This is a genomic window from Pseudophaeobacter sp., assembly GCF_048267565.1.
Taxonomy (GTDB): domain Bacteria; phylum Pseudomonadota; class Alphaproteobacteria; order Rhodobacterales; family Rhodobacteraceae; genus Pseudophaeobacter; species Pseudophaeobacter profundi.
Genome location: NZ_JBLWXG010000009.1, coordinates 1 through 19725 on the forward strand (window position 1 = coordinate 1; position 19725 = coordinate 19725).

The following is a 19725-nucleotide window of genomic DNA, read 5'->3' on the forward strand; positions in this document are numbered from 1 at the left end:
TGCCTCCATCGTCGCCTCGACGCTGCGCGCCCCTTCGGCGGCCGATTTGACGCTTGCGGTCAGCTCGTCCATCGCGGCGGCGGTTTCTTCCAGCGTCGCCGCCTGGCTTTCGGTACGATGCGACAGATCATCCGATGCACGGCTGATTTCGGCGGCTCCGTTGCGAATGGAACCAGAGGCCTCGATCACCTGAGAAACAGTGCCGCTAAGCGTGTCTATCGTCTGATTGTAGTTCTGGCGCAACTTCTCGTGCTCCCCCGAGAAGGCCTGTTCAATCGGTTGCGAAAAATCACCTTCGGACAGCCGCACGAGGCCGGCACTCAGGTTTTCGACAACAATCTGTTGTTGCTGCTGCAATTCGGCGCGCTGTTCTTCCGCGATTCTGGCCTGTTGCAGATCTTCCTGCATGCTGACCAAGGTTTTTCCGATCGCCCCGATTTCATCACCGCGACCTGCCTCTGGCACATCGGTATTCAGGTTACCTGAAGAGACCGCCTCCATGCTGCGGCAGATCCGGTCCAGCGGTCGAGTGATGGTGCCAGCAAAGAGCCAGCCCAGGATCGACATGACAGCAGCGCCGGCAAGGGATGCGAGCAACAGGATATTGCGATCATGCACCACAGGAGCCAGCAGCTCGTCTCTGTCTTGTTCAATACCAATCGCCCAATTGGTGCCCAACATTTGGATATGTTCAGCATAGGCGGCGACCTGCTGACCACGCAGGCCAGTTGCATCCGTGGTAAAGGTGCCGCGCTCTGCCAGGGCCTCTGTCAGGAAGGACCTGGTGGGCAGCGGATCCAGAATTGCATGGCCGCCTTCAAACCGAGAGGTAGAGCGCGCCCTGAAGTCATCCCCAACCAGGAAAACTTCGGCCGTTTCACCGATCCCTTTTGCATCATTCATAATGCCATCGATGAGACCAACCGGCATCTGTAAGATGACAACACCAACGGTTTGGCCAGAGTTCGACACGATCTTGGTGGCCACAAACGCCGAAGGCATGTCGTCGCTGGGGCCATAGGGGCGGATGTCAGAATAGATGACTTCACCTTCTGCAGCGTCCAACGCAGCCCGGAACAGATTGCCCAGATCCGAATCCTTGTAGGGTCCGGTCATAAGGTTGGTGCCATAGTCGTCTTCTTTGAAGACGCTATAGACCACATCCCCAGGCATACTGATCAGGAAGGCGTCATAATACCCCTTGGCCGTCAGCAGAGTGCGAAAGGCCGGATGAAACTTGGAATGATGGATATTGTAGGGAATCGTCTGTTTCCCACGATCCAGATTATGTCGCTCGCCTGCCGGGAATGGGTTATCAGTAATATAGGCCGCGCGCGCCACATCAGAGGCCTCGGTGCCCAGATTGCTCCAGGCGGCTGAGAGCCGTTGCAGCGCCGTTGCAGTTGACGGATTTGCCGCCAGTGTCATCAGATCCGCACTGATGCCACGAAACAGCGATCCCAGCGCCGTTTTACGTCCAGCAATCAAGGATTCGAACTGATTTTCTGCCTGGTTAAAGGCGCTTTTTTGAAAATTGACGGTACTGATCGTAACGATAATAGCTGTAAGCAGCGCACCAAAGCCAACCACGAACAGTGGCAACTTGAAGGCAATCTTGAGAGATCTCAAACCCTGCATTTTTTTCTCCTGAGGCTTTACTGCGGCAATGCGCATCGGAACTAGGCCCAGACTGCAGAAGAGATGTTAATTTGCCGCTTACGCCGCTGACACAGTATTTTGAAGTTTAGCAATTTGCCCTGAATCCGCCTGATCTTGGTAGGTTTCAGGGCCCTGGATCCGCCATTTTGCGCTGCTAGGCAGCAGGGCAAAACAGCCCGCGTATATACGGAGCGGCATTGCGGACGTTTTACGGAAGCGCGCGGGCATTTCATTTTAAAACACCCTCACCGCCTTCAAGAATCGGCCCGAAGACTGGGAAAACTTTAGGAAAATCAAGAATTGTCACCGGTTGCGGGGCGCACAAAACCGCTTTTCTGACATCTTACAGCAATCAATTGTTAAGCCAGACGGCCTAACTATGGAGCCATCGAATACACACATGTCACCGACAACGGGGGTGAGAATCGCGGAAGATGACCACAGAAACGCAGAAACACCTTTTGGATTTGCCAAATGCATTTGCCGAGTTGAGTCCGCTTGCGACTTTTCTGGGCGAGGCGCGTGCCGCTGCTGTCGAGATTGACTGCAGCAACGTAGCGGCAATGCCATCGCGCTGCCTACAACTGCTTCTCAGTGCCGAGCAGCAGTGGCGCTCTGAAGAATTGGGGTTCGCGGTAACCCATATTACCGAATCCTGCCGCAACTCCCTGACGCTCTTGGGTCTAGAGCCCAACCGATTTGAAGACGAGGTAACAGCATGAAAACCAAAGTATTGGCAATCGACGATTCCCGTACCATTCGAAACCTTCTTGCAGCAACTCTGGAAGAGGCTGGTTTCGAATACGTCAGCGCCGTTGACGGGCGCGAAGGCGTCGATATGTACGAAGATGTCGCTCCTGATGTGGTCATCACCGACATCAACATGCCCAACCTGGACGGATTTGGCGTCATTGAAGAGCTGCGCGGCACCGGTATCAACTCCAAGGTTCCAATCCTGGTTCTGACCACGGAAAGCGCGCCTGAAATGAAGGCCCGTGCCCGCAATGCAGGGGCAACCGGCTGGATCACCAAGCCATTTGATGATGCCTCTCTGATCTTCGCGCTGAAGCGCGTTACCGGGGCTGCGGCGTAAGATGGCCGGCTCCATTCAGGACACCTTCTTTGAGGAGTGCGAAGAACTCCTTGAAGCAACGGATGAGGGTCTGAGTGCCATCGAAGGAGGCAATCATGACCCAGAGGTAGTCAATGCCGTATTCCGCGCAGTTCACTCAATCAAGGGTGGCGCGGGCGCATTTGGCTTGGACGAGTTGGTGGCTTTTGCCCACAGATTTGAGACCGTTTTTGATGAAGTCCGTTCAAACCGGATGGAGCTTGACGAACCGCTGATCCAGCTGTTGCTGCGGTCTTGTGACCACCTGTACAACCTGGTGGCGGTTGCCCGCGATGGCGGCGAAACCGATCAGGCGCATCACGACATGCTGATCGAAGCGCTGGACAAGTATATTCCTGAAGAGGAAGAGGATCTCACGTTTGAGCCCATGGGGCTAGGCGGACCGATAGATATTGGCGCGATCGATATCCCACAGGTCCCCACGGCAGAGACCTATCAGATTCACTTCCGCCCTTTGAAGGACATGTACAGCACAGGAAACGAACCCTTTTTCCTGTTCCAGGCTCTGCAAGAGATGGGCCCGCTGGACATCGTTCTTGACGATTCTGAACTGCCTGGTTTTGACAGTCTGGATCCAGAAGAAAGCTATCTGAGCTGGAATCTGACCCTGACCACCAGCGAACCACGATCCACCGTAGAAGCCGTCTTTGAATTTGTTGAAGGCCTCTGCGAGCTGTCAATCGTAGGCGCGGGTGATGCGGATGCGGATGCCGCAGCTCTGGCTGCTTTGGACGCCGCCTTCGGGACGGCCCCTGTAGACCTTACCCCGGCAGCGGAGCCCACAGCCATGGTTGAAGAGACAGCAACACCCCCTTTTGAACAGCCGGCCCCCGTGCCGACGCCTGAAGCACAGCTGGAAGCCTCTGGCGCCAAATCTTCAGCCCCCAAAGCCGAGAGCACAAAATCAGAGCAGCGTGGGCCGAATCCGACACTGCGTGTAGATCTCGAACGGGTGGACCGGCTCATCAACGCTGTTGGGGAGCTGATTATCAACCACTCAATGCTGGCGCAGCAAATTGCCAATCTCGATGTGGCCGATGTACGGGACGTTGAAACAGAACTCGAGGGCTTTAAGAATCTGGCCCGCGACATTCAGGAAGGCGTCATGTCCATCCGGGCACAGCCAGTGAAACCGTTGTTCCAACGCATGGCCCGGATCGTACGAGAAGCATCAAGTGCGACAAGCAAGACCTGCAAACTGGTGACCGAAGGCGAAAACACCGAAGTCGACAAGACAGTAATCGAACGCCTGGCAGACCCTTTGACGCATATCCTGCGTAACGCAGTCGACCATGGCATCGAAACGCCCGAAAACCGGGAAAGCGCCAATAAAAACAGGATTGGTGAAATCCGGCTGACCGCCTCACATCGGTCCGGCTCTGTCTGTATCGAAGTCAAAGATGACGGTGCAGGGGTCAACCGCCCCCGTGTGAAGCAGATTGCCATCGACAAGGGCCTGATTCCAGAAAACGCCGAACTGACGGATAGCGAGATCGACAACCTGTTGTTCCTGCCAGGGTTCTCGACAGCGAAAGAGGTCTCCAACCTCTCGGGTCGTGGGGTTGGCATGGATGTGGTCAAGAATGCGGTCACCGGGCTTGGTGGGCGGATCAACATCACCTCCACGCCGGGTAAGGGATCAACCTTTACCATCATCCTACCTCTGACCCTTGCGGTTATGGATGGCATGGTGGTTTCAGTGGCGGATCAGACCATGGTGGTTCCGATCACCTCGATTGTCGAAACAATGCGCGGCAACGACGATATGATCAACAACCTGGGCGCCGATGGCACCTTGCTGTCGATCCGCGGCAGTTTTGTTCCGATCTGTGATGTCGCCGGCGCGCTTGGTCTTCGCAAGGAAGACAATGACCGCCCCCCCGGCGTCTATCTGCTGGTAGAAACCGAAACCGGACAACGCAGCGCCCTGGCAGTGGATGACATCCACGACCAACGCCAGGTCGTCATCAAAAGCCTTGATGGTGTCTGCGGCGAAATTGCCGGCGTCGCCGCCGCAACCATCCTGGGGGACGGCAAGATCGCGATGATCCTTGATCCAGAAAGCATACTGGCAGCCTCGCCTACCACGGCAGGTGCCTTTGACACCGAGCGGAGAATGAGCAATGCAAGCTGAAGTAAAAAGTAATGACCAGGAAGTGAAGCACGCTCAGTTTAGCGAGTTTGTCAGCTTCACAGTCGCGGGGCAGGCCTTCTGTCTGAAGATCACCCAGATCCGCGAGATCCGTCGCTGGTCGCCGGTCACCATCCTGCCCCATGCGCCTTCGGACGTGTTGGGCGTGATGAACCTGCGCGGAGCAGTGATCCCGATCTATGATCTCTCGGCCCGCTTTGGTCTGGAAACCACCGAAGCCAGCGAGCGCAATGTTGTTATCGTCGTCTCTTCGGATGGCAAACCCGTTGGCCTGCTGGCCGAATCCGTCTCTGAGATCATCTCGATCGATCCTGAAGAGATCCAGGAAACACCCCCGGTCGATAGCCGCAACACGATGGAATATATCCAGGGTATCATTTCGCATGATGAAACCATGGTGCGGATCATCAACCTGGACGCGGTTATCTCTGTTCCAGAGCAGGTGCTCTAATGCTTGCTGCGGGTTCCATCGACTCCGCGACCGACGGGTTCAACCTGACGGATCAGGATTTTGAGGCAATTGCTGATTTTGCCTACAAACACTTTGGGCTGTCGATGTCGAGCAGTAAGAAACCCCTGGTTTCTGCGCGGCTCGCCCGTCAGCTGAGACAGCAGAATGTCGTCAACTTCAAAGACTACCTGGCCCGTTTGAATGGCAAGAACAGTGACGCAGAGCGCAGCAAGTTGCTGTCGCTGCTGACCACCAATGTCACTCATTTTTTCCGGGAGCCGCATCACTTTGAAACTCTGCGCAAAGATGTCCTGCCAAAGTTGATCGAACGGGCGCGAAATGGGGGACGGATCCGGATCTGGTCTGCGGGGTGCTCCAAGGGGCAGGAACCCTTTACCATGGCAATGATCGTGCACAGCATGTGCCCGGAGATCGGCAAGTATGATTTCAAAATCCTGGGAACGGATATTGACCCGCAGGTAATCAAACACGCGCAGGCCGCAATATACCCGCAGGACGAACTGGGCCAGATCCCGGCTGAATACCGCAGCCTGGTTCCCAAGATGGAACCAGATGGGCGTATGCCCGAAAATCTAAGGTCGATGATCACCTTTGGGGTGCTGAATTTGATCGAACCCTTCCCGTTTAAGGGAAAATTCGACGCAATTTTCTGCCGCAACGTGGCCATCTACTTTGATACACCGACCCAGCAGAAGGTCTGGCAAGCCTTTCAACGCTGTTTGAACCCAGGAGGGTATCTGTTTATCGGCCACTCGGAACGCATGTCCGGGCCGGCCGAGGCAAACATGAAAACTTCTGGGATCACGACCTACATCAACACTCCCCACGGAGGCGATGCTCAGTAAACGAGCAGACAAGAGCAACACGAGGAAAACATCATGAGCTTAAAAGACTCTCTACGCGTTATGGTCGTGGATGATATGTCCACAAGCCGCGGCATCATTACCCAGTGTCTGGACGAGCTTGGCATCAAGAACTACATGGTCGAAAACAACGGCCAGTCCGCCTTTCAAAAGTTGACGACGACGCCTGTGCATCTGGTTCTGTCTGACTACAACATGCCAGGCATGGATGGCCTGGGCCTGTTGCAGGCGGTGCGCACCAATCAGGTAACCCAGCGTCTTGGCTTTATTCTGGTGACAGGCAAACCAACGCCAGAAATCATCGAAGTGGGCAAAAAGCTTGGGCTGAACAATATCATCCGCAAACCTTTTACCGTTGCGACCATGAAACAGGCGATCGAACAGGTCGTCGGGCGACTGTAATCATGAATATGCAAAGCGACACCGTGCAAAGCGATACAATCTCGGGACTAAGCGCCATTTCAGCACGTGAAATGCGGCAGCTCTATTCCAAGGTGCAAAACCTAGAGGACGTGGTCCACGATATCTTTGATCGTGGCACCAAACCGACCCGCCAGGAAACGCAGTCGTTGCAGGACTTTGATTTGGTGCTGCAAACGCTGGCAGGAATGGCCACGTTCTATGAACAGGTCGAAACCCAAGTATTAGACACAGGCGCAGCAGATCTGCAGGCGGCAACCGAAACGGTTACGCTGCAGAAACTGCGGGACCGCCTGAGCGAAATTGGGAACTTTATTCCCTCATAAGGGGAAAGATCCAGAAAAACCGATCAAAGCCGCTTAAGCCTATTGCTTGAGCGGCTTTTTTCCCTTTCTTTGCAGCGACAACGCGTTAGATTACCAGTAAGGCGCGTTTTGTCTCTGTATTGGTATTGGTATGGCTGGTTTTTTAAAAATCCTGGCGGCAGCAGTCTGCCTTATGCTTCCCCAAATGGGCGAGGCCGGGCGCGATAGGATCGCACTGGTGATTGGCATGGCCGACTATCAGTATCTGCCGCCGTTGAAAAACACGCACAATGACGCCAGCGGAATGGCCCAAAGTCTGGAAGGTATCGGCTTTGACGTGACCCTGGCGCTGGATGCCACGGCGCAGGACATGACCCGCCTGCTTGAAGATTTTGCCTTTCGCTCCGAAGTGGCCGATCTGGCGCTGGTCTATTATGCTGGGCATGGCATCGAGGTACAGGGGGAAAACTTCCTCATTCCGGTGGATGCCGAGGTCACCAACAATCGTGATGTGCAGCGTCAGTCCGCCTCGTTGAAACAACTGCTGGCGGCGGTGGACCGGGCGCGCAAGATGCGTATCGTCATCTTGGACAGCTGCCGCGACAACCCGCTTGGGGATGCCCTTGCACTGGATCAGCTTGCCGAAGCCACCGACACCGTAGAAGACACCCGCAGCAGTGGCGGCGGTGGCATGGCTGCGGTGGATCCTGAGCGCGGCACCCTGGTGGCCTTTGCTGCGCGGGATGGCCAGGTGGCGCTGGACGGCACCGGAAACAACAGCCCCTACGCCCAGGCACTGATGCAGAAAATGGTACAGCCCGGGCTGGAGATCAGCCTGATGTTTCGCCAGGTACGTGACCTTGTTCTGGAAAAAACAGGAAATCTGCAAGAACCCCATACCTACGGGTCGTTGACAGGGGTGCCCTTCTATTTGGCCTCAGCAAGCAATGGTGAGGCCCTGCCGGCAGGCACCTCTGAGTCTTGGTCAGCAATCAAACCAGATCAGGAAGAACAGCTTCTGGCCCTAGCCGAACTGGGCGACACCCGCTCCATGCTGGGCCTGGCCTATATGCGGCTCAACCCCAATGCGGGGCAATTTGACCCGGCCGCCGCCGTGGCCTTTCTGGAACGGGCGGCGGCTGCCGGCGCGCCTGAGGCCCAGTTCGAACTGGCAAAGCTATATGAACGCGGCACCGGTGTGGCGGCTGATCCACAAAAGGCGCTGCAGCTATATCAGGCGGCAGCCCGCCAGAATTTCGCTGATGCAATTAATGATCTGGGCTTCCTGCACCATCAGGGCGGCCTTGGTCTGCCTGCCAATCCACAAAAAGCCTATGGCTTCTTTCAACGTGCCGCAGAACTGCGCCATCCGCAGGCACAGTTCAATTTTGCGGCCCTGATTGACGATGGCCTGGTTCCAGACAAGGGTCCGAAGGATGCGGCCCGGTTCCTCTATGCGGCCCTGCGCACGGGCAGCAGCGATGTGCTCGACCTGCTGAGCAAACGCCCCAACATGTTCACATTGGCTACCCGCCGGGCCTTGCAGAGCGAGCTGAGAGCGCATGAATTCTATCAAGGCTCAATTGATGGTGATTTTGGCCCCGGCACCCAACGCGGCATCCGCCGGGCCTATGGGTTGGAAGACTAAGTCACCCAAAAAGTGGGCAATGCAGCAATATTTGCAGTAATAAGTGAAAGGTTTTCTTCATGTTACGTTGTCTCAGAACGACCCTTGTCACAGCTCTTATTCTTGGGCTTGGCCTATTTTCACCACTGGCGGCGCAGGAAACCGATGACTCCAGTTCTGACACCAGTGATTATGGGGGATATGCAGATTACGACAGCGAAGAGGAAAGCGCCGGCAGCCCCTCTGGCAGATCTCCGACCACGCGGGTCAGCTCTGTGCCGCAGATTGCCAGCCGGTTGGGGCAGGCACCGGCGCTTTGCAATGGCAGCGCGGGGTTCGTGGTCGATTGCCTCGCAGAGCGGCTGGAAGCCGTCGTGGCTGATGCCGCCCAGATGGGCGGTCATGAAGAAATGAAGCAAATCCTGAGCGACACCGCAAAAGAGTTACGCCAGTTGGCCCGCGACAATTCCGACCCGGCCCAACCCCGGGCACGGCTGCGCAGCGCTGATGGGCAATATTCCTCAAGGCCCTTGGTTTCCATCGCCCCAGAGAAGCGCGCCAGCAGCTACCAGCAGGCCCTCGTCATCCTCGAAGAAGCCGAGACACGATTGCTGCGCTCCTCCACCCAGTCGGCGGCACGCGCCAGCCAATATCAGCAGTTGGCCCAGGCGCTGGGATCAAACAAAGTCCTGCTCCGCTCCTAGTCTCCCGCGCAGAGTGCGCCATTCCTGTTGCGGGCCTGTTGCGGGTTGGAACCGCACAGGTCCTGCTACAGCAGGCCTTCGCTCATCCAGCTCTCCAACTGGCGGCGGCTGATTTCGAAATGCATGCTGTCTTCGCGGCGAAATCCGGCCCCCCAGACCCAGCCCTCATCAAAGAAAAAATCCGCCATGATGGTCAAGCCCAACTGGGTTTTGCCATCGGTGAAATTGTCCAGTTGGCCATCAATATTCAGATCCACCGCCAGGCCATAACTATGGGTCGAAAGCGAATTTGTGGTACCACGGATACGCCGCACACAGAGCGCCCCTGCAGTATTGATCCGATTATAGAGGTCTGGATCGGCCTTGCGAATGTTTTCAAACACCACCTTCAGGCTCTCGATGGCGGGGCGCAACATGCTGACCCGGATGGGGCCAACCTGCTCTGTCACCAGCTTTGCCTTCAGATCAGGGTTGGTCATGGGTTGGCAGGTGTCACTCAGGCTTTCGCGCGGACGGCCCAACCGCTCTGTCAGGTAGCGCCCGCCAGTCACCTGTAGCCCACGATTGACATTGACCCGATCGGCAATCAGCACAACCTGGGCATAGTCCAGATCGGCCCCTTCGGTCTGATCCCAGATTTCTCGCTCGGCCTCGGCAGAGGAAGCCTCTGGCGCCATCTGGCCGCTGCCATCAAGCGGCAAACGTGTCACCTCGGTCTGCAGATCACTCAGCCGTAGTTGCAAATCCTCGATCTGTTGCCGCAGCATTTCGATTTCAATTCGCGCGGTGGAGTCAACAGCCGCCCCCTGGAAATCTTCCTCCGAAAGCAGCCATTTCAGGCCCATCCAGACCGCAGGTGCCAACAGCAGCCCCAGACAGATAATAATCGCCGGTAAAACCCGCATAACATCCTCTACTCAATACCAACCTCATTCAAGAACGGTAGCCACGGCGAGTAAAGCCTTTTGTCGCCCCCGCGACGATCTTATCCCCGCCGCCCCATTGGCAGAACCGATCCTGTGGTATAGACTTTTTCGTGAGTTGTTTTTCAGTATAGGGGGCACGTTATGGTCCGCATTAAGTTTGGTATTGCCTGTCTCTGTTCAGCCCTGCTTTTTCAGGTCTCCCTGGCGCAGGCACAAGACAGCAATCAGGAACTCTCTGTCGAAGAGATCACCAAAGCCTTTGAACAGCAAAAAACCCGAGGTCTGGTGATCGTACCCAGTGGGGCCGACACGGCCGCGGCAGCTGACACCCAGGAAACCGCGACCGTGGCCGCCGCAAGCGACGAATACACGCCAGTTGAACGGCAGTCGCAAATCAATGTGCAGATCTCTTTTGATTTTGACAGCGCTGCCCTGCGCGCCGATCAGCAGCCCAAGCTGGCCAATATGTGCGCCTCGATGAAGGCGATGGAGGGCACGGTTTTTCAGATCATCGGCCATACCGACAGTTCTGGCTCGGCGCCCTATAACGAACGGCTGTCGCTACTGCGCGCCAAAGAAGTCCGCCGCTATCTGGTCAGCACCTGCGGCGTTGCCGAAAACATGCTGCGCGCCATCGGCATGGGCGAAACAGCCCCCTATAATGCCAATGATCCGCGCGCGGATGAAAACCGCCGGGTAGAATTCCAGGCTCTGGGCTAACCCGGTGCTTTTCCCCATGGCCGCACCGGGGCCTGCACAATCAGGCGGATCTGTTGTGCCCCTGTGCAATGTCCCGCTGCAATCAGTGCCAGCCGATAAGGGCCAAGGCGCATGATAAGCTCTCGGCCAAGTGACATGTTCCAGCCCGGCGATTTGCTGAACAATACATATCGCATTGAGATGCTGTTGGGCCGGGGCGGCACCTCGGACGTCTATAAGGCGCGCTCGGAAATCTCCGGCAACCTTGTCGCCATCAAGGTGCTCAAGCATGAGCTTTCCGGCAACGAAGACTTTACCGTCTTGATGGCCCGCGAAGAAAACATCCGCGAAATCCGGCACGACGCGGTGGTGCGCTATTCCGAAAATCACCGCACACCCGACGGCCATATCTATCTGTTGATGGACTATGTCGATGGACCCGGTCTGGACAAAAAGCTGAAACAGGGGCCAATGGAGGCCGCAGATCTCTTGGTGATTTGTCGCCGTGTCGCCGAAGGCCTGAAGGCGGCCCATGCCCGAAATATCGTGCATCGCGATCTTAGCCCAGACAATATCATCCTGCGCGACGGCGATCCGGCGCAGGCGGTTATCATTGATTTTGGCATCGCCAAAGACACCAAGCCCGGCGCAGAAACCATTGTTGGCAATGAATTTGCAGGGAAATATTCCTACGCGGCGCCAGAACAGATGGCGGGGCAGACCGATGCGCGGGCCGATGTCTACGCGCTTGGCGCATTGCTCTTGGCCAATTTCCGCGGCGCCGCCCCGTCGCTGGGTGCCAATCCGATGGAGGTGGTTGAAAACAAACAAAAACCACTGAATACAGAGGGGCTGCCCGAACCATTTCAACGGCTTATTCAGCGGATGTGCGACCCCAATCCAGACACCCGCCTGGGCAGCGCAGCCGAGGTATTATCCTTTCTGGACAATCTGAACGACCCGCAAGCGCCCGAGCCAGCTCCTTTGCAAGAGGAGGCCACGATCATTGTGCCGTCGGTTGCCCCAAATCCGGCGGAAAAGCGCGACAGCAAGCCAACCCCGGCCAAAACCAGCCGTAGCAAGACGCCGATCCTGGCTGGGCTGGTGGGCCTTGTGCTGGTCGTTGCAACCCTTGGCGCCTATTTCAGCGGTGCTTTGGACAGCGTCTTGGGGCCAACTTATCCGCGGGCAGATCCCTTCACGCTGATTGTCGAAAAACCAGAATCCGGGCAAACGCGCGCCATTGGCAACATGCCCTCGCAGGATAGCAGTGATGCCCTGGCGGCCTTGGTCGAACAGGCTGATCTGACCCTCGCGCAGGGGGACATTTCCGACACTTGGGGCGACGACATCCTGGCCATGGTCGCGCCGATGATGGACGTACAGAACTGGCGTCTTGCGGTTAGCAACAATCAGGCAAAACTCAGCGGTGTTACCACCGATCCAGAGCTGGCAGCGCGGCTGAATGCCCTGTTCAAGGAAGGACTGCCCGGTGGCATGACCGGACGGGCAGAAATCACCTATCGGCTGCCGGTTCTCCCAATCGCACAGGTGCGCGGACTGGTCGGCGGCTTTGAAGACTGCGGCCCGCTTCGGGTTACGGGGGGGACCTCCGGAGGCGGTTTTGCCCCTGATGACACAGTCAAAATCACTGGCACCCTTGCCAAACCAGCGACCCGTGTGCAGCTGTTTGACAGCCTGCGCAAAATGGTCGGCACGCGCGAAATTGCCCTGGACACCGAGGTATTGAATCCAGCCCTTTGCGTGGTGGAGACAGCCCTGCCCAAGGCCCCGACAGGCGATCTAGAAGTTGCCTTTCAGGTCGGTGGCGACGGCAGCCCCAATCCCTCGGGCCGCTTCTTTGTCGGGGAAAACCCAGTGATTGATGTGGTAATTCCAGCCACAATGACCAGCGGTTATCTGACTGTGTCTATTTTGGATGTATCCGGGAATGTCTTTCATTTGCTGCCCAATATTTCTCGCCAGGGCAATGCAATTGCCGATCTGCGCGCAGGTGCTGCCGGGCCAGTGCCGGTGCGGGTGGCCTATAGTCTGGCAGATTCCGCAGAGAACGGCGGCCTGGCCTTTCGGGTCGATGACAGCACCCTGGGCAAAAGCCGGATATTGATGCTGCACTCCACAGAACCGCTCTTTGCCGGCCTGCGACCCACGTCTGAAAGCGCGGTAGGCTTCGCCGAATCCCTGAAAGAGAACAGTATTAAGGACGAAGGGCTGATCCTGTCACTGGATTCAAGAATACTGGAAACCGCCCTGCCCTAGGTTCCGTTCGGTGGTATTTCCTATCCGCCTAAAGCCGCCCGCCGTTCACATGAAACGTGGGAGACTTTAGATCACATCTACAACGATATGCGAGATATTATCGGCACCGCCGCCGTTCAGGGCGATTTGCAACAGCCGGTCGCCAACAGTTTCAAGCGGCGCGGTGGACAGCACATCTTGCAATATTGCAAAGCTAGCATATTTGGTCAGCCCATCCGAGCAAAGCAAAAAGCGATCCCCCGACGCAATGGTTCCGCGCACCTTATCCAAATCCAGCTCATCGCCGACGCCAACCGCGCGGGTGATTGCGTTGGACTGCGGGTGTTGCTCTGCTTCATCCCAGCTCATCTTGCCGGCCTTTACATATTCAGCCACTGCAGAATGATCCTGGGTCAGCAGGGCAATCTCGCCATCGCGCAGGCGGTAGAGACGGCTGTCACCAGCCCAGATGCCAACAAAATGCCCATTGGCCAGGATCAATGCGACAACCGTTGCACCGATGGTGGCCCCGCCGCGTAACTCTGCCTCGGTCTGGATTGCGCGATGGGCGCCCTGTATCCTGTCACGCAGCCCATGCATTTTGGCCGCGGGATCAAGCCCCTGCGCCAGGGTGGCCACGGCATCCACGATCAGCGCGCTGGCAAAATCGCCCGCCTGATGGCCACCCATACCATCTGATACCAGCCAGATGTCATGCTCTGGTAGCGCTAGGATTGCATCCTCATTTACCCGGCGCTTCAACCCGACATGGGTCTGCGCCACATAGCGATAGGTCAAGTTCTCTGTCATAATGGCGAAGCCTCCTGCCAGATGGGGGCACCAAGATCAAACAGACCAAGCGCCGCTTTCCCCTGCGGAAGATGCTCTGTGACCATCAGGCGCGGCCCGCTTGCCAGATGGGTGCTCCACAGGCAGCCCGCAGGGGATTTTTCCGCCATTAAAACGCCGGCCAGCTGGGCATCAAGCCGCGGATCGCTGCCACAACTGTCATCGGCACCGCGAAAAACAAGGCTCCCCTCCACCTGCTGTATCGGCGCGGGACGCGGCATATCAGCCAGGGACAACGCCGCCAGATCGGTCTCCAACCGGGATTTGGATATATCCTGTTCAAGCGTGGAAAGCGCAATATTTTCCATCTGCTCAAACAAGGCAGAGGCCTGAAAATGATCCTGCGCCGGGGCAGCAGACCCGCCAAGCGGCACCATCAGGGTCAAGGGAAAACGGCGACCCACCCGATCCACCGAAGGCATCAGAACGCCCATGATCTTGCGTGGCCCTGCCGCCCCCGCTGCCAGGGTAAAACGCCACAAGGGGGCCGACATATAGTGCGGATCAAACTGGTCGCCATACTGCGCCTGCGCCGTAAGCAGCAGCTGTTGCAACCAGGCGTCCCAGATCCGCACAAAGCCAGGCGGCACGTTGGTACGAAAGAAATCTCCAACTGCGGGCATCTTGCCAAAGGCTCCAAAAACATGGCCCATTACATCGACTTCGGGCAGCTGAATTTGGCCATTGCAGGCAGGGCAAAGGGATTCACAACCGATCCCGACTGTAGCTCAAACAGGGCAAGGCGGCCACCGACACGGAAATTCACCCGCCGCCGATCACTGACATTGGTGCGCCGCACCTCGGCTGCGTCCAACAGGCGGAACCAGGCCCACGGTCCATCGCGGGATAGAGTATTTTCATTGCCCCGCCGTTGCGGCAACAGGGTAATGCGGGCCAGACCCACCGATCCAGGCCAGTTGACCGCAACCGGGGTGGGCTGGCCCATACGGTGATTATAGGCAACCTTGGAGCCATCAATCTCCAATAGGACCTCTTTTGCCTTGGGGTCCAAAGCCTTGGGCGTGATCTGAAACTGCACTGCCGGATTGGCACTGCTATTGAAAAAGGCATCGCGGATTTCAGCGGCATATTGCATCTGCTGCAACACCGCTTGGCTGATGCCCAGATCGACATCATTCACCCGCTTCCAGGTCCAGGGCCGACTGCGGGTATCAACGTATTTCAGCAGGTTTTCGTCAAAAAACCCATCAATCAACCCACCCGGCGCAAACAGCTTGGCAAAGTCCACCATGGCCACATCCGCCCGCGCGCGCCGATTAAACGGATATCGGTTGTCCAACGCCTTTTCGCAGAACGGCAACACCGCAGATTGCCAGCGCGCATTGATAGAGGCCCGCGTCCCTTCCGAGGTAATCCCCGAGGAACCGGTCGAAACCTGCGTCGCCCAGCGTTGTATCGGGCCATCAATCCGCGAGGCCACCTGCTGGAACTGAAGCAGCGCCTGCCCACTTTCCCCCGAGGTGACACCGCTGAACGACATTTTGTTCAGCTCTTGATAGACCAGTTGCAATGACCCCATCAGATCATCAAGCCGCGAAGGCTGCCCTTCTGGACGGGCCACCAGATCATGCAGCCATTGGAACCGCTCCTGCACATAGGCCCCCGGCGGCTTTGCCGTCTCGCCCGGCGCATTCGCCGCCGAACTGACCAGGGCCTCCAACAGGATTTGACCCTGAATGGAAAGCCCAGAGCGGGTTTCGATCCCGACCACCTGCGACACACCTTCATTCAAGGCATCCGAATCCAGCGTAGAGCGATCTTCCGCCAGCCGGGTTTCGCGGCTGATTTCCGTCAGGATATTCATAATCGGCGAGGTGGGGCCGGACAGCACATTGGTCACCTCGACCGCATGGCTCAGGGATTCCAGCGCGACGATATCCACATCACCCAGGATCTGATCATAGCGGCTGATATAGTCGTTATAATACAGGTCCAACACATCCCGGCTTAGCGCAAGAAGCGCGGCTTCGCTTTGGCCTTCACCTGCCCGTTGCCCCAGCACCCAGGCCTCATTCTGCACCCGTTCCGAAACACTTACAGCCTCTGGCAAGAAGGTGTTGTTAAAGCCGTCATAGGTAAAGATGCCCTCGACCCCCTCGTTCAGAGGTTTGCCTGAACTGCGCACCAACGCCCGTTTGACCGAAGGGCCGCCTATCTCTGTCAGACGCCATTTCGGCAGACTGGTGGCCTGATTGGAATTGATGATCCCATTGTAGACCCGCTGCGCCAGTGGCATTTCAGACAGGATGCTTTGCACCTGTTCGACCAGCGGGCCGTTCAACGCAATCTCTTCCATTGGCTGCGACAGCAGGGCAGACAGATGATCCATCAAATCACTGCGCAGCGCCGCACGTGCGGCCCCCGGATAGGCCACCAGTTCCCAGTCAAGCCGCATCCATTCTTTAACCAGATCCGGGTTCATCGGCCCCTGAAGCCCCAGCATCAAATAGATTTTCAGCGCCTCATACAGCACATCTGGGTTATTCACATTACCTGCAATCTGTTCTTCCAGACGCACCAGCAGCCGCGGCAGAAGGCGTTGGTTGAGCGCCGCACGATAGGTCTGGGCAGTCTGGGTGCCAATGACCTCGCCTTGATATAGGCCGTAGGTCATGGCGCGGTCCGGCTCTGGATCAGAAAGCACGGGATTGCCCGGCATGTCCCGCAGAAGGTTCAGCGCCGCAGCCACGGGCACCAGGTCGGTATCACCCACTGGGCTAGAAGGCAGCGTGCCGGCCGCCTCTTGATAGGCACTCACCTGCTGTTCGGCCTGGCGAATGAAGTCGGCATTTTTCAGATAGGAATTCACCCATAGCCCACCCATGGCAGCCGCCACCAGGACCGTCGCGGCAATGGCCAGCCGTCGGGTCCAGCGATAGCGCCGTTCAACCTTGTCATCGGCAGAAACCAGGCCCGCCTCGGGGAACAGCACGCCTTCGAACAAGCGGGTCAAAAAGTATGAGCGCCCTGCCCCCTGACCAGTGCCAATCGCCTGACGGCCAATGCCAAAGGTCTGCGCCATGCCCAGCATCAGGCGGTCAATCGGGGTGCCTTCCTGGGTGCCCGAGGTGAAATAAACGCCACGCAGCATCTGACGCTGTTCGTAGCGATTATCCTGAAACACCTCGTTTAGGAAAGCCTTGGCAACGCTGCGCATAGCAGCCACTTGGCCAGGAAACCCCGCCACCAGGGCACGGCGCTGGTGGTCCGTCTCGGTCTGCATTTTTTCTAGCAGCTGCGCGTTCATCTGCCCCAGAAGCGCGGCAAATTCCGCGTCAAAATGTTCAATCGCAGCCGGGTCTTTTTTGGTTTTGCCCAACGGCAGGGTAAAGCCCCAGACCTGTTCGCGCTCTTCCTTGCCAAGACTGTCAAAATATTCCTGGAACCCCGCGATCAGATCCGCTTTGGTGAATAGCACATAGACCGGAAAGCGCACGCCAAGCCTCTCGCGCAGCTCTGACAGACGGCGGCGCACCGCCTGGGCATGTGCTTGCTGCGTGACCTCATCCTGCAGGGACAGATCTGACAGAGAAATCGCCACCAGTGCCCCGTTTATCGGCTGGCGTTTGCGGTATTTTTTCAACAGGCCCAAAAAGCCCAGCCAGGCCGCGTTATCGGCTTCGGCATCGCTTTCCTGAGTAGTGTAGCGCCCGGCGGTGTCGATCAGCACCGCCTCATTGGTAAACCACCAATCACAGTTTCGCGTGCCGCCAACCCCGCCAATGGCGGCCTTCCCCAGCTTATCCGCCAGCGGGAACTGCAGACCAGAGTTTACAATCGCCGTGGTCTTCCCCGCCCCTGGCGGACCAATCATCACATACCAGGGCAGCACATTCAGATGCCTGCGGCCATTCTTGGATTTACGCAGCGCTGTCATTGCCTGTTTGAACTTGTTACGCAGTTCGCCCAGCTCTTCCAGCATGACATCATCGTCATCCACGGTTTCAACCGCTTCGACCATATCATCTGCCATCTTGCGATCCCGTCGCCGCCGCAGCCAGAACACCAAGGTGATGATCGCCAGCACCACCACCCAGATGACAGCAATAGCAATCATCCGCGCCTGAATACTATCAAAGGGGCGCCAATCGGCACTGCCAAGATAGGGGGCAAAAAACCAGACGCAGGCCGACAAAACGATGGCCAACAAGACAAGCGCTGAATAAAGCGAGCGCAACAACGGCAGAAGATAGCGGCGGATCATTGGTCGACCTCCTGCACCAGCAAGATTTCAATACGGCGATTTTTGGCGCGCCCTTCGCGGGTGCCATTATCGGCAATCGGCTCTTTCTCGGCCCGCCCCTCGGCCGACAGTCTGCCAGGATCGTTCAGCACCCGTGACATGCCATTCATCACCGATTTGGCCCGCGCCAGCGACAGCGCCATATTGGACGGAAACCGCGAAGACCGGATAGGGATATTATCCGAATGGCCCGCAACGATGACCCGGCCCTTTTCGTCGTTCAGTGCCTCGGCCACCCGCGTTACCGGGGTCTGAAAGCCCGTGCTCAACTGATCCGAGCCGGACCCGAACATCCCCGACCCCGCAAGCCGAATGATCAGGGTATTGCCCTTTTGAAACACTGAAACGATGCCCTCATCGATTTCAGGCCCCAGAAAATCGGCGACTTTTGCCACCTGTTCCTCCAGTGTCTGGATCGGCGGAGGCGGCGGGGGTGGAGGCGCACGGCGTGCCAATTGTGCAGGCGGCCCGGCATCAACAATGGTCAACTTCCCGACCACATTTTCAGTCTTGTTGGACAGGGTCCAGCTTAGACCCAGAAACTGCGCCAGCAGCAGAGCCGCAGTCACCCCCAACGCGATCCAGACAAGACGCCAGGCAGACAGCACTTTGAAAGGCTTGCTCACACCTTCCCAATGGGGCGACAAATCGCGTTCAATCGGCCCACGCTGATTGCGCAGGATCCGCGCCAGAGCAGCCCGAATTTGCAGATGTTTTTCTGCGCCGCCCTGTTCAATCCGCAGCCGCCCCTCAAAGCCAAGCGACATGCACATGTACAGAAATTCCAGCATGTCGATATTGGCACCGGGTTCTTTTTCCAGCCGGGCCAACAGATCGTAGAACCGATCGCCGCCAACGGTTTCGCGATGAAAGGTGCCCACCATGGATTGTAGCCCCCAGCTGGATTGCCCGCCCCAGGGGGTATTCAGCACCACATCATCCAGGGTCGCACAAAGCGCATAGCGGGCGACCTTTACGGTCTGCGCCGCGATCCCAGCCTGCAGCGCCCGATTTTCAAAAGCGCGCACCTCGGCAACCACTTTTTTGCGCAACCCGTCCGGGTCCATATGCTGGGCGCGGTTGCGGATACGGCTGATCAGGGCAAACAGCGCCGAGGCACAGGCCGCCAAGGGATTCATCCCTGTCAGTGCCATCTGAGCAGGTGTTCCGGCACCTGATTGACCCGTCAGAGAAGCCTTCTGGCCCGACGGGGTCGCAGCCTGAGGCACACCAATGGCCGCGTCAGAGGCGGCACCTTCAGCCGGGGCCGCATCAGGCTGCGGCGTGATCGGCTGCGGCGATGCAGAACGGCGACCACCGGGATTGGGGCGGATCACCGTCTTGTCGGTATCCCCCGGTTCCGCAAAGGGATCGTCAAAATCGCCCATGATCTA

17 protein-coding genes are annotated in these 19725 nt (G+C 57.4%); 11 read left to right on the forward strand and 6 right to left on the reverse strand.

Features of this window, described 5'->3' with window-relative positions; all coding sequences use genetic code 11:
* The coding region (locus tag ACN0VH_RS16540) for a HAMP domain-containing protein (protein ID WP_417701358.1) at positions 1-1638 on the reverse strand (1638 nt) is incomplete at its 3' end.
* Between the two features lie 455 nt (positions 1639-2093).
* Between ACN0VH_RS16540 and ACN0VH_RS16545 the strand changes: the two genes are divergently transcribed.
* From ACN0VH_RS16545 to ACN0VH_RS16585, 9 genes are all read left to right on the forward strand, one after another.
* Positions 2094-2381: an STAS domain-containing protein gene (locus ACN0VH_RS16545; protein WP_278923844.1), complete on the forward strand. Its 288-nt coding sequence runs from the start codon at positions 2094-2096 to the stop codon at positions 2379-2381.
* Positions 2378-2752, forward strand: a complete 375-nt coding sequence (locus tag ACN0VH_RS16550) for a response regulator (RefSeq protein ID WP_278923843.1) — start codon at positions 2378-2380, stop codon at positions 2750-2752. The genes ACN0VH_RS16545 and ACN0VH_RS16550 overlap by 4 nt, the downstream gene beginning before the upstream one ends.
* A gap of 1 nt (position 2753) precedes the next feature.
* Positions 2754-4925, forward strand: a complete 2172-nt coding sequence (locus ACN0VH_RS16555) for a chemotaxis protein CheA (RefSeq protein WP_417701361.1) — start codon at positions 2754-2756, stop codon at positions 4923-4925.
* Entirely contained in the window at positions 4915-5394 is a 480-nt protein-coding gene (locus tag ACN0VH_RS16560) for a chemotaxis protein CheW (protein WP_232405273.1), read from the forward strand. The genes ACN0VH_RS16555 and ACN0VH_RS16560 overlap by 11 nt, the downstream gene beginning before the upstream one ends.
* Positions 5394-6260: a CheR family methyltransferase gene (locus ACN0VH_RS16565; RefSeq protein WP_278923841.1), complete on the forward strand. Its 867-nt coding sequence runs from the start codon at positions 5394-5396 to the stop codon at positions 6258-6260. Before ACN0VH_RS16560 ends, ACN0VH_RS16565 begins: the two co-directional genes overlap by 1 nt.
* Before the next feature lie 33 nt (positions 6261-6293).
* A complete protein-coding gene (locus tag ACN0VH_RS16570) occupies positions 6294-6680 on the forward strand; it encodes a response regulator (protein WP_278923840.1) in 387 nt (128 codons plus the stop codon).
* Positions 6681-6682: 2 nt separating this feature from the next.
* Positions 6683-7024, forward strand: coding sequence for a DUF8776 family protein (locus tag ACN0VH_RS16575; RefSeq protein WP_278923839.1), 342 nt, complete (start codon positions 6683-6685; stop codon positions 7022-7024).
* Positions 7025-7196: 172 nt separating this feature from the next.
* Positions 7197-8651 carry a caspase family protein gene (locus tag ACN0VH_RS16580; protein ID WP_417701364.1) on the forward strand — a complete coding sequence of 485 codons (1455 nt, stop codon included), beginning with the start codon at positions 7197-7199 and terminating at the stop codon, positions 8649-8651.
* 59 nt (positions 8652-8710) lie between these two features.
* Positions 8711-9334: a hypothetical protein gene (locus ACN0VH_RS16585; RefSeq protein ID WP_278923837.1), complete on the forward strand. Its 624-nt coding sequence runs from the start codon at positions 8711-8713 to the stop codon at positions 9332-9334.
* A 65-nt stretch (positions 9335-9399) separates the two neighbouring features.
* Here ACN0VH_RS16585 and ACN0VH_RS16590 read toward each other — a convergent pair whose 3' ends face one another.
* Complete coding sequence (locus ACN0VH_RS16590; RefSeq protein WP_278923836.1) at positions 9400-10239, reverse strand: M15 family metallopeptidase; 840 nt, start codon at positions 10237-10239, stop codon at positions 9400-9402.
* A gap of 162 nt (positions 10240-10401) precedes the next feature.
* Between ACN0VH_RS16590 and ACN0VH_RS16595 the strand changes: the two genes are divergently transcribed.
* The gene (locus tag ACN0VH_RS16595) at positions 10402-10980 is read left to right on the forward strand and encodes an OmpA family protein (protein ID WP_278923835.1); all 579 of its coding nucleotides are present in this window, start codon (positions 10402-10404) and stop codon (positions 10978-10980) included.
* Between the two features lie 111 nt (positions 10981-11091).
* Complete coding sequence (locus ACN0VH_RS16600; RefSeq protein WP_278923834.1) at positions 11092-13239, forward strand: serine/threonine protein kinase; 2148 nt, start codon at positions 11092-11094, stop codon at positions 13237-13239.
* 66 nt (positions 13240-13305) lie between these two features.
* Here ACN0VH_RS16600 and ACN0VH_RS16605 read toward each other — a convergent pair whose 3' ends face one another.
* Genes ACN0VH_RS16605 through tssL form a run of 4 tightly spaced genes read right to left on the reverse strand, consistent with a single transcriptional unit; the run spans position 13306 to position 19719 of the window.
* Positions 13306-14028, reverse strand: a complete 723-nt coding sequence (locus tag ACN0VH_RS16605; RefSeq protein WP_278923833.1) for a PP2C family protein-serine/threonine phosphatase — start codon at positions 14026-14028, stop codon at positions 13306-13308.
* Positions 14025-14720: a type VI secretion system-associated protein TagF gene (gene tagF, locus ACN0VH_RS16610; protein ID WP_417701368.1), complete on the reverse strand. Its 696-nt coding sequence runs from the start codon at positions 14718-14720 to the stop codon at positions 14025-14027. The genes ACN0VH_RS16605 and tagF overlap by 4 nt, the downstream gene beginning before the upstream one ends.
* Positions 14720-18292, reverse strand: coding sequence for a type VI secretion system membrane subunit TssM (tssM, locus tag ACN0VH_RS16615; RefSeq protein WP_417701370.1), 3573 nt, complete (start codon positions 18290-18292; stop codon positions 14720-14722). Before tssM ends, tagF begins: the two co-directional genes overlap by 1 nt.
* Positions 18289-19719 carry a type VI secretion system protein TssL, long form gene (tssL, locus tag ACN0VH_RS16620; RefSeq protein ID WP_278923830.1) on the reverse strand — a complete coding sequence of 477 codons (1431 nt, stop codon included), beginning with the start codon at positions 19717-19719 and terminating at the stop codon, positions 18289-18291. The genes tssM and tssL overlap by 4 nt, the downstream gene beginning before the upstream one ends.
* Positions 19720-19725 lie beyond the last annotated feature (6 nt).

Excerpts from the sequence above, each read along its gene's own strand:
- ACN0VH_RS16575 (WP_278923839.1), top strand. The coding sequence starts at position 6,683 with ATGAATATGCAAAGCGACACCGTGCAAAGCGATACAATCTCGGGACTA.
- ACN0VH_RS16545 (WP_278923844.1), top strand. The coding sequence starts at position 2,094 with ATGACCACAGAAACGCAGAAACACCTTTTGGATTTGCCAAATGCATTT.
- ACN0VH_RS16595 (WP_278923835.1), top strand. The coding sequence starts at position 10,402 with ATGGTCCGCATTAAGTTTGGTATTGCCTGTCTCTGTTCAGCCCTGCTT.
- ACN0VH_RS16560 (WP_232405273.1), top strand. The coding sequence starts at position 4,915 with ATGCAAGCTGAAGTAAAAAGTAATGACCAGGAAGTGAAGCACGCTCAG.
- tssM (WP_417701370.1), bottom strand. The coding sequence starts at position 18,292 with ATGATCCGCCGCTATCTTCTGCCGTTGTTGCGCTCGCTTTATTCAGCG.
- ACN0VH_RS16565 (WP_278923841.1), top strand. The coding sequence starts at position 5,394 with ATGCTTGCTGCGGGTTCCATCGACTCCGCGACCGACGGGTTCAACCTG.
- ACN0VH_RS16580 (WP_417701364.1), top strand. The coding sequence starts at position 7,197 with ATGCTTCCCCAAATGGGCGAGGCCGGGCGCGATAGGATCGCACTGGTG.
- ACN0VH_RS16585 (WP_278923837.1), top strand. The coding sequence starts at position 8,711 with ATGTTACGTTGTCTCAGAACGACCCTTGTCACAGCTCTTATTCTTGGG.
- tagF (WP_417701368.1), bottom strand. The coding sequence starts at position 14,720 with ATGGGCCATGTTTTTGGAGCCTTTGGCAAGATGCCCGCAGTTGGAGAT.
- ACN0VH_RS16590 (WP_278923836.1), bottom strand. The coding sequence starts at position 10,239 with ATGCGGGTTTTACCGGCGATTATTATCTGTCTGGGGCTGCTGTTGGCA.
- ACN0VH_RS16600 (WP_278923834.1), top strand. The coding sequence starts at position 11,092 with ATGATAAGCTCTCGGCCAAGTGACATGTTCCAGCCCGGCGATTTGCTG.
- ACN0VH_RS16550 (WP_278923843.1), top strand. The coding sequence starts at position 2,378 with ATGAAAACCAAAGTATTGGCAATCGACGATTCCCGTACCATTCGAAAC.
- ACN0VH_RS16570 (WP_278923840.1), top strand. The coding sequence starts at position 6,294 with ATGAGCTTAAAAGACTCTCTACGCGTTATGGTCGTGGATGATATGTCC.
- tssL (WP_278923830.1), bottom strand. The coding sequence starts at position 19,719 with ATGGGCGATTTTGACGATCCCTTTGCGGAACCGGGGGATACCGACAAG.
- ACN0VH_RS16605 (WP_278923833.1), bottom strand. The coding sequence starts at position 14,028 with ATGACAGAGAACTTGACCTATCGCTATGTGGCGCAGACCCATGTCGGG.
- ACN0VH_RS16555 (WP_417701361.1), top strand. The coding sequence starts at position 2,754 with ATGGCCGGCTCCATTCAGGACACCTTCTTTGAGGAGTGCGAAGAACTC.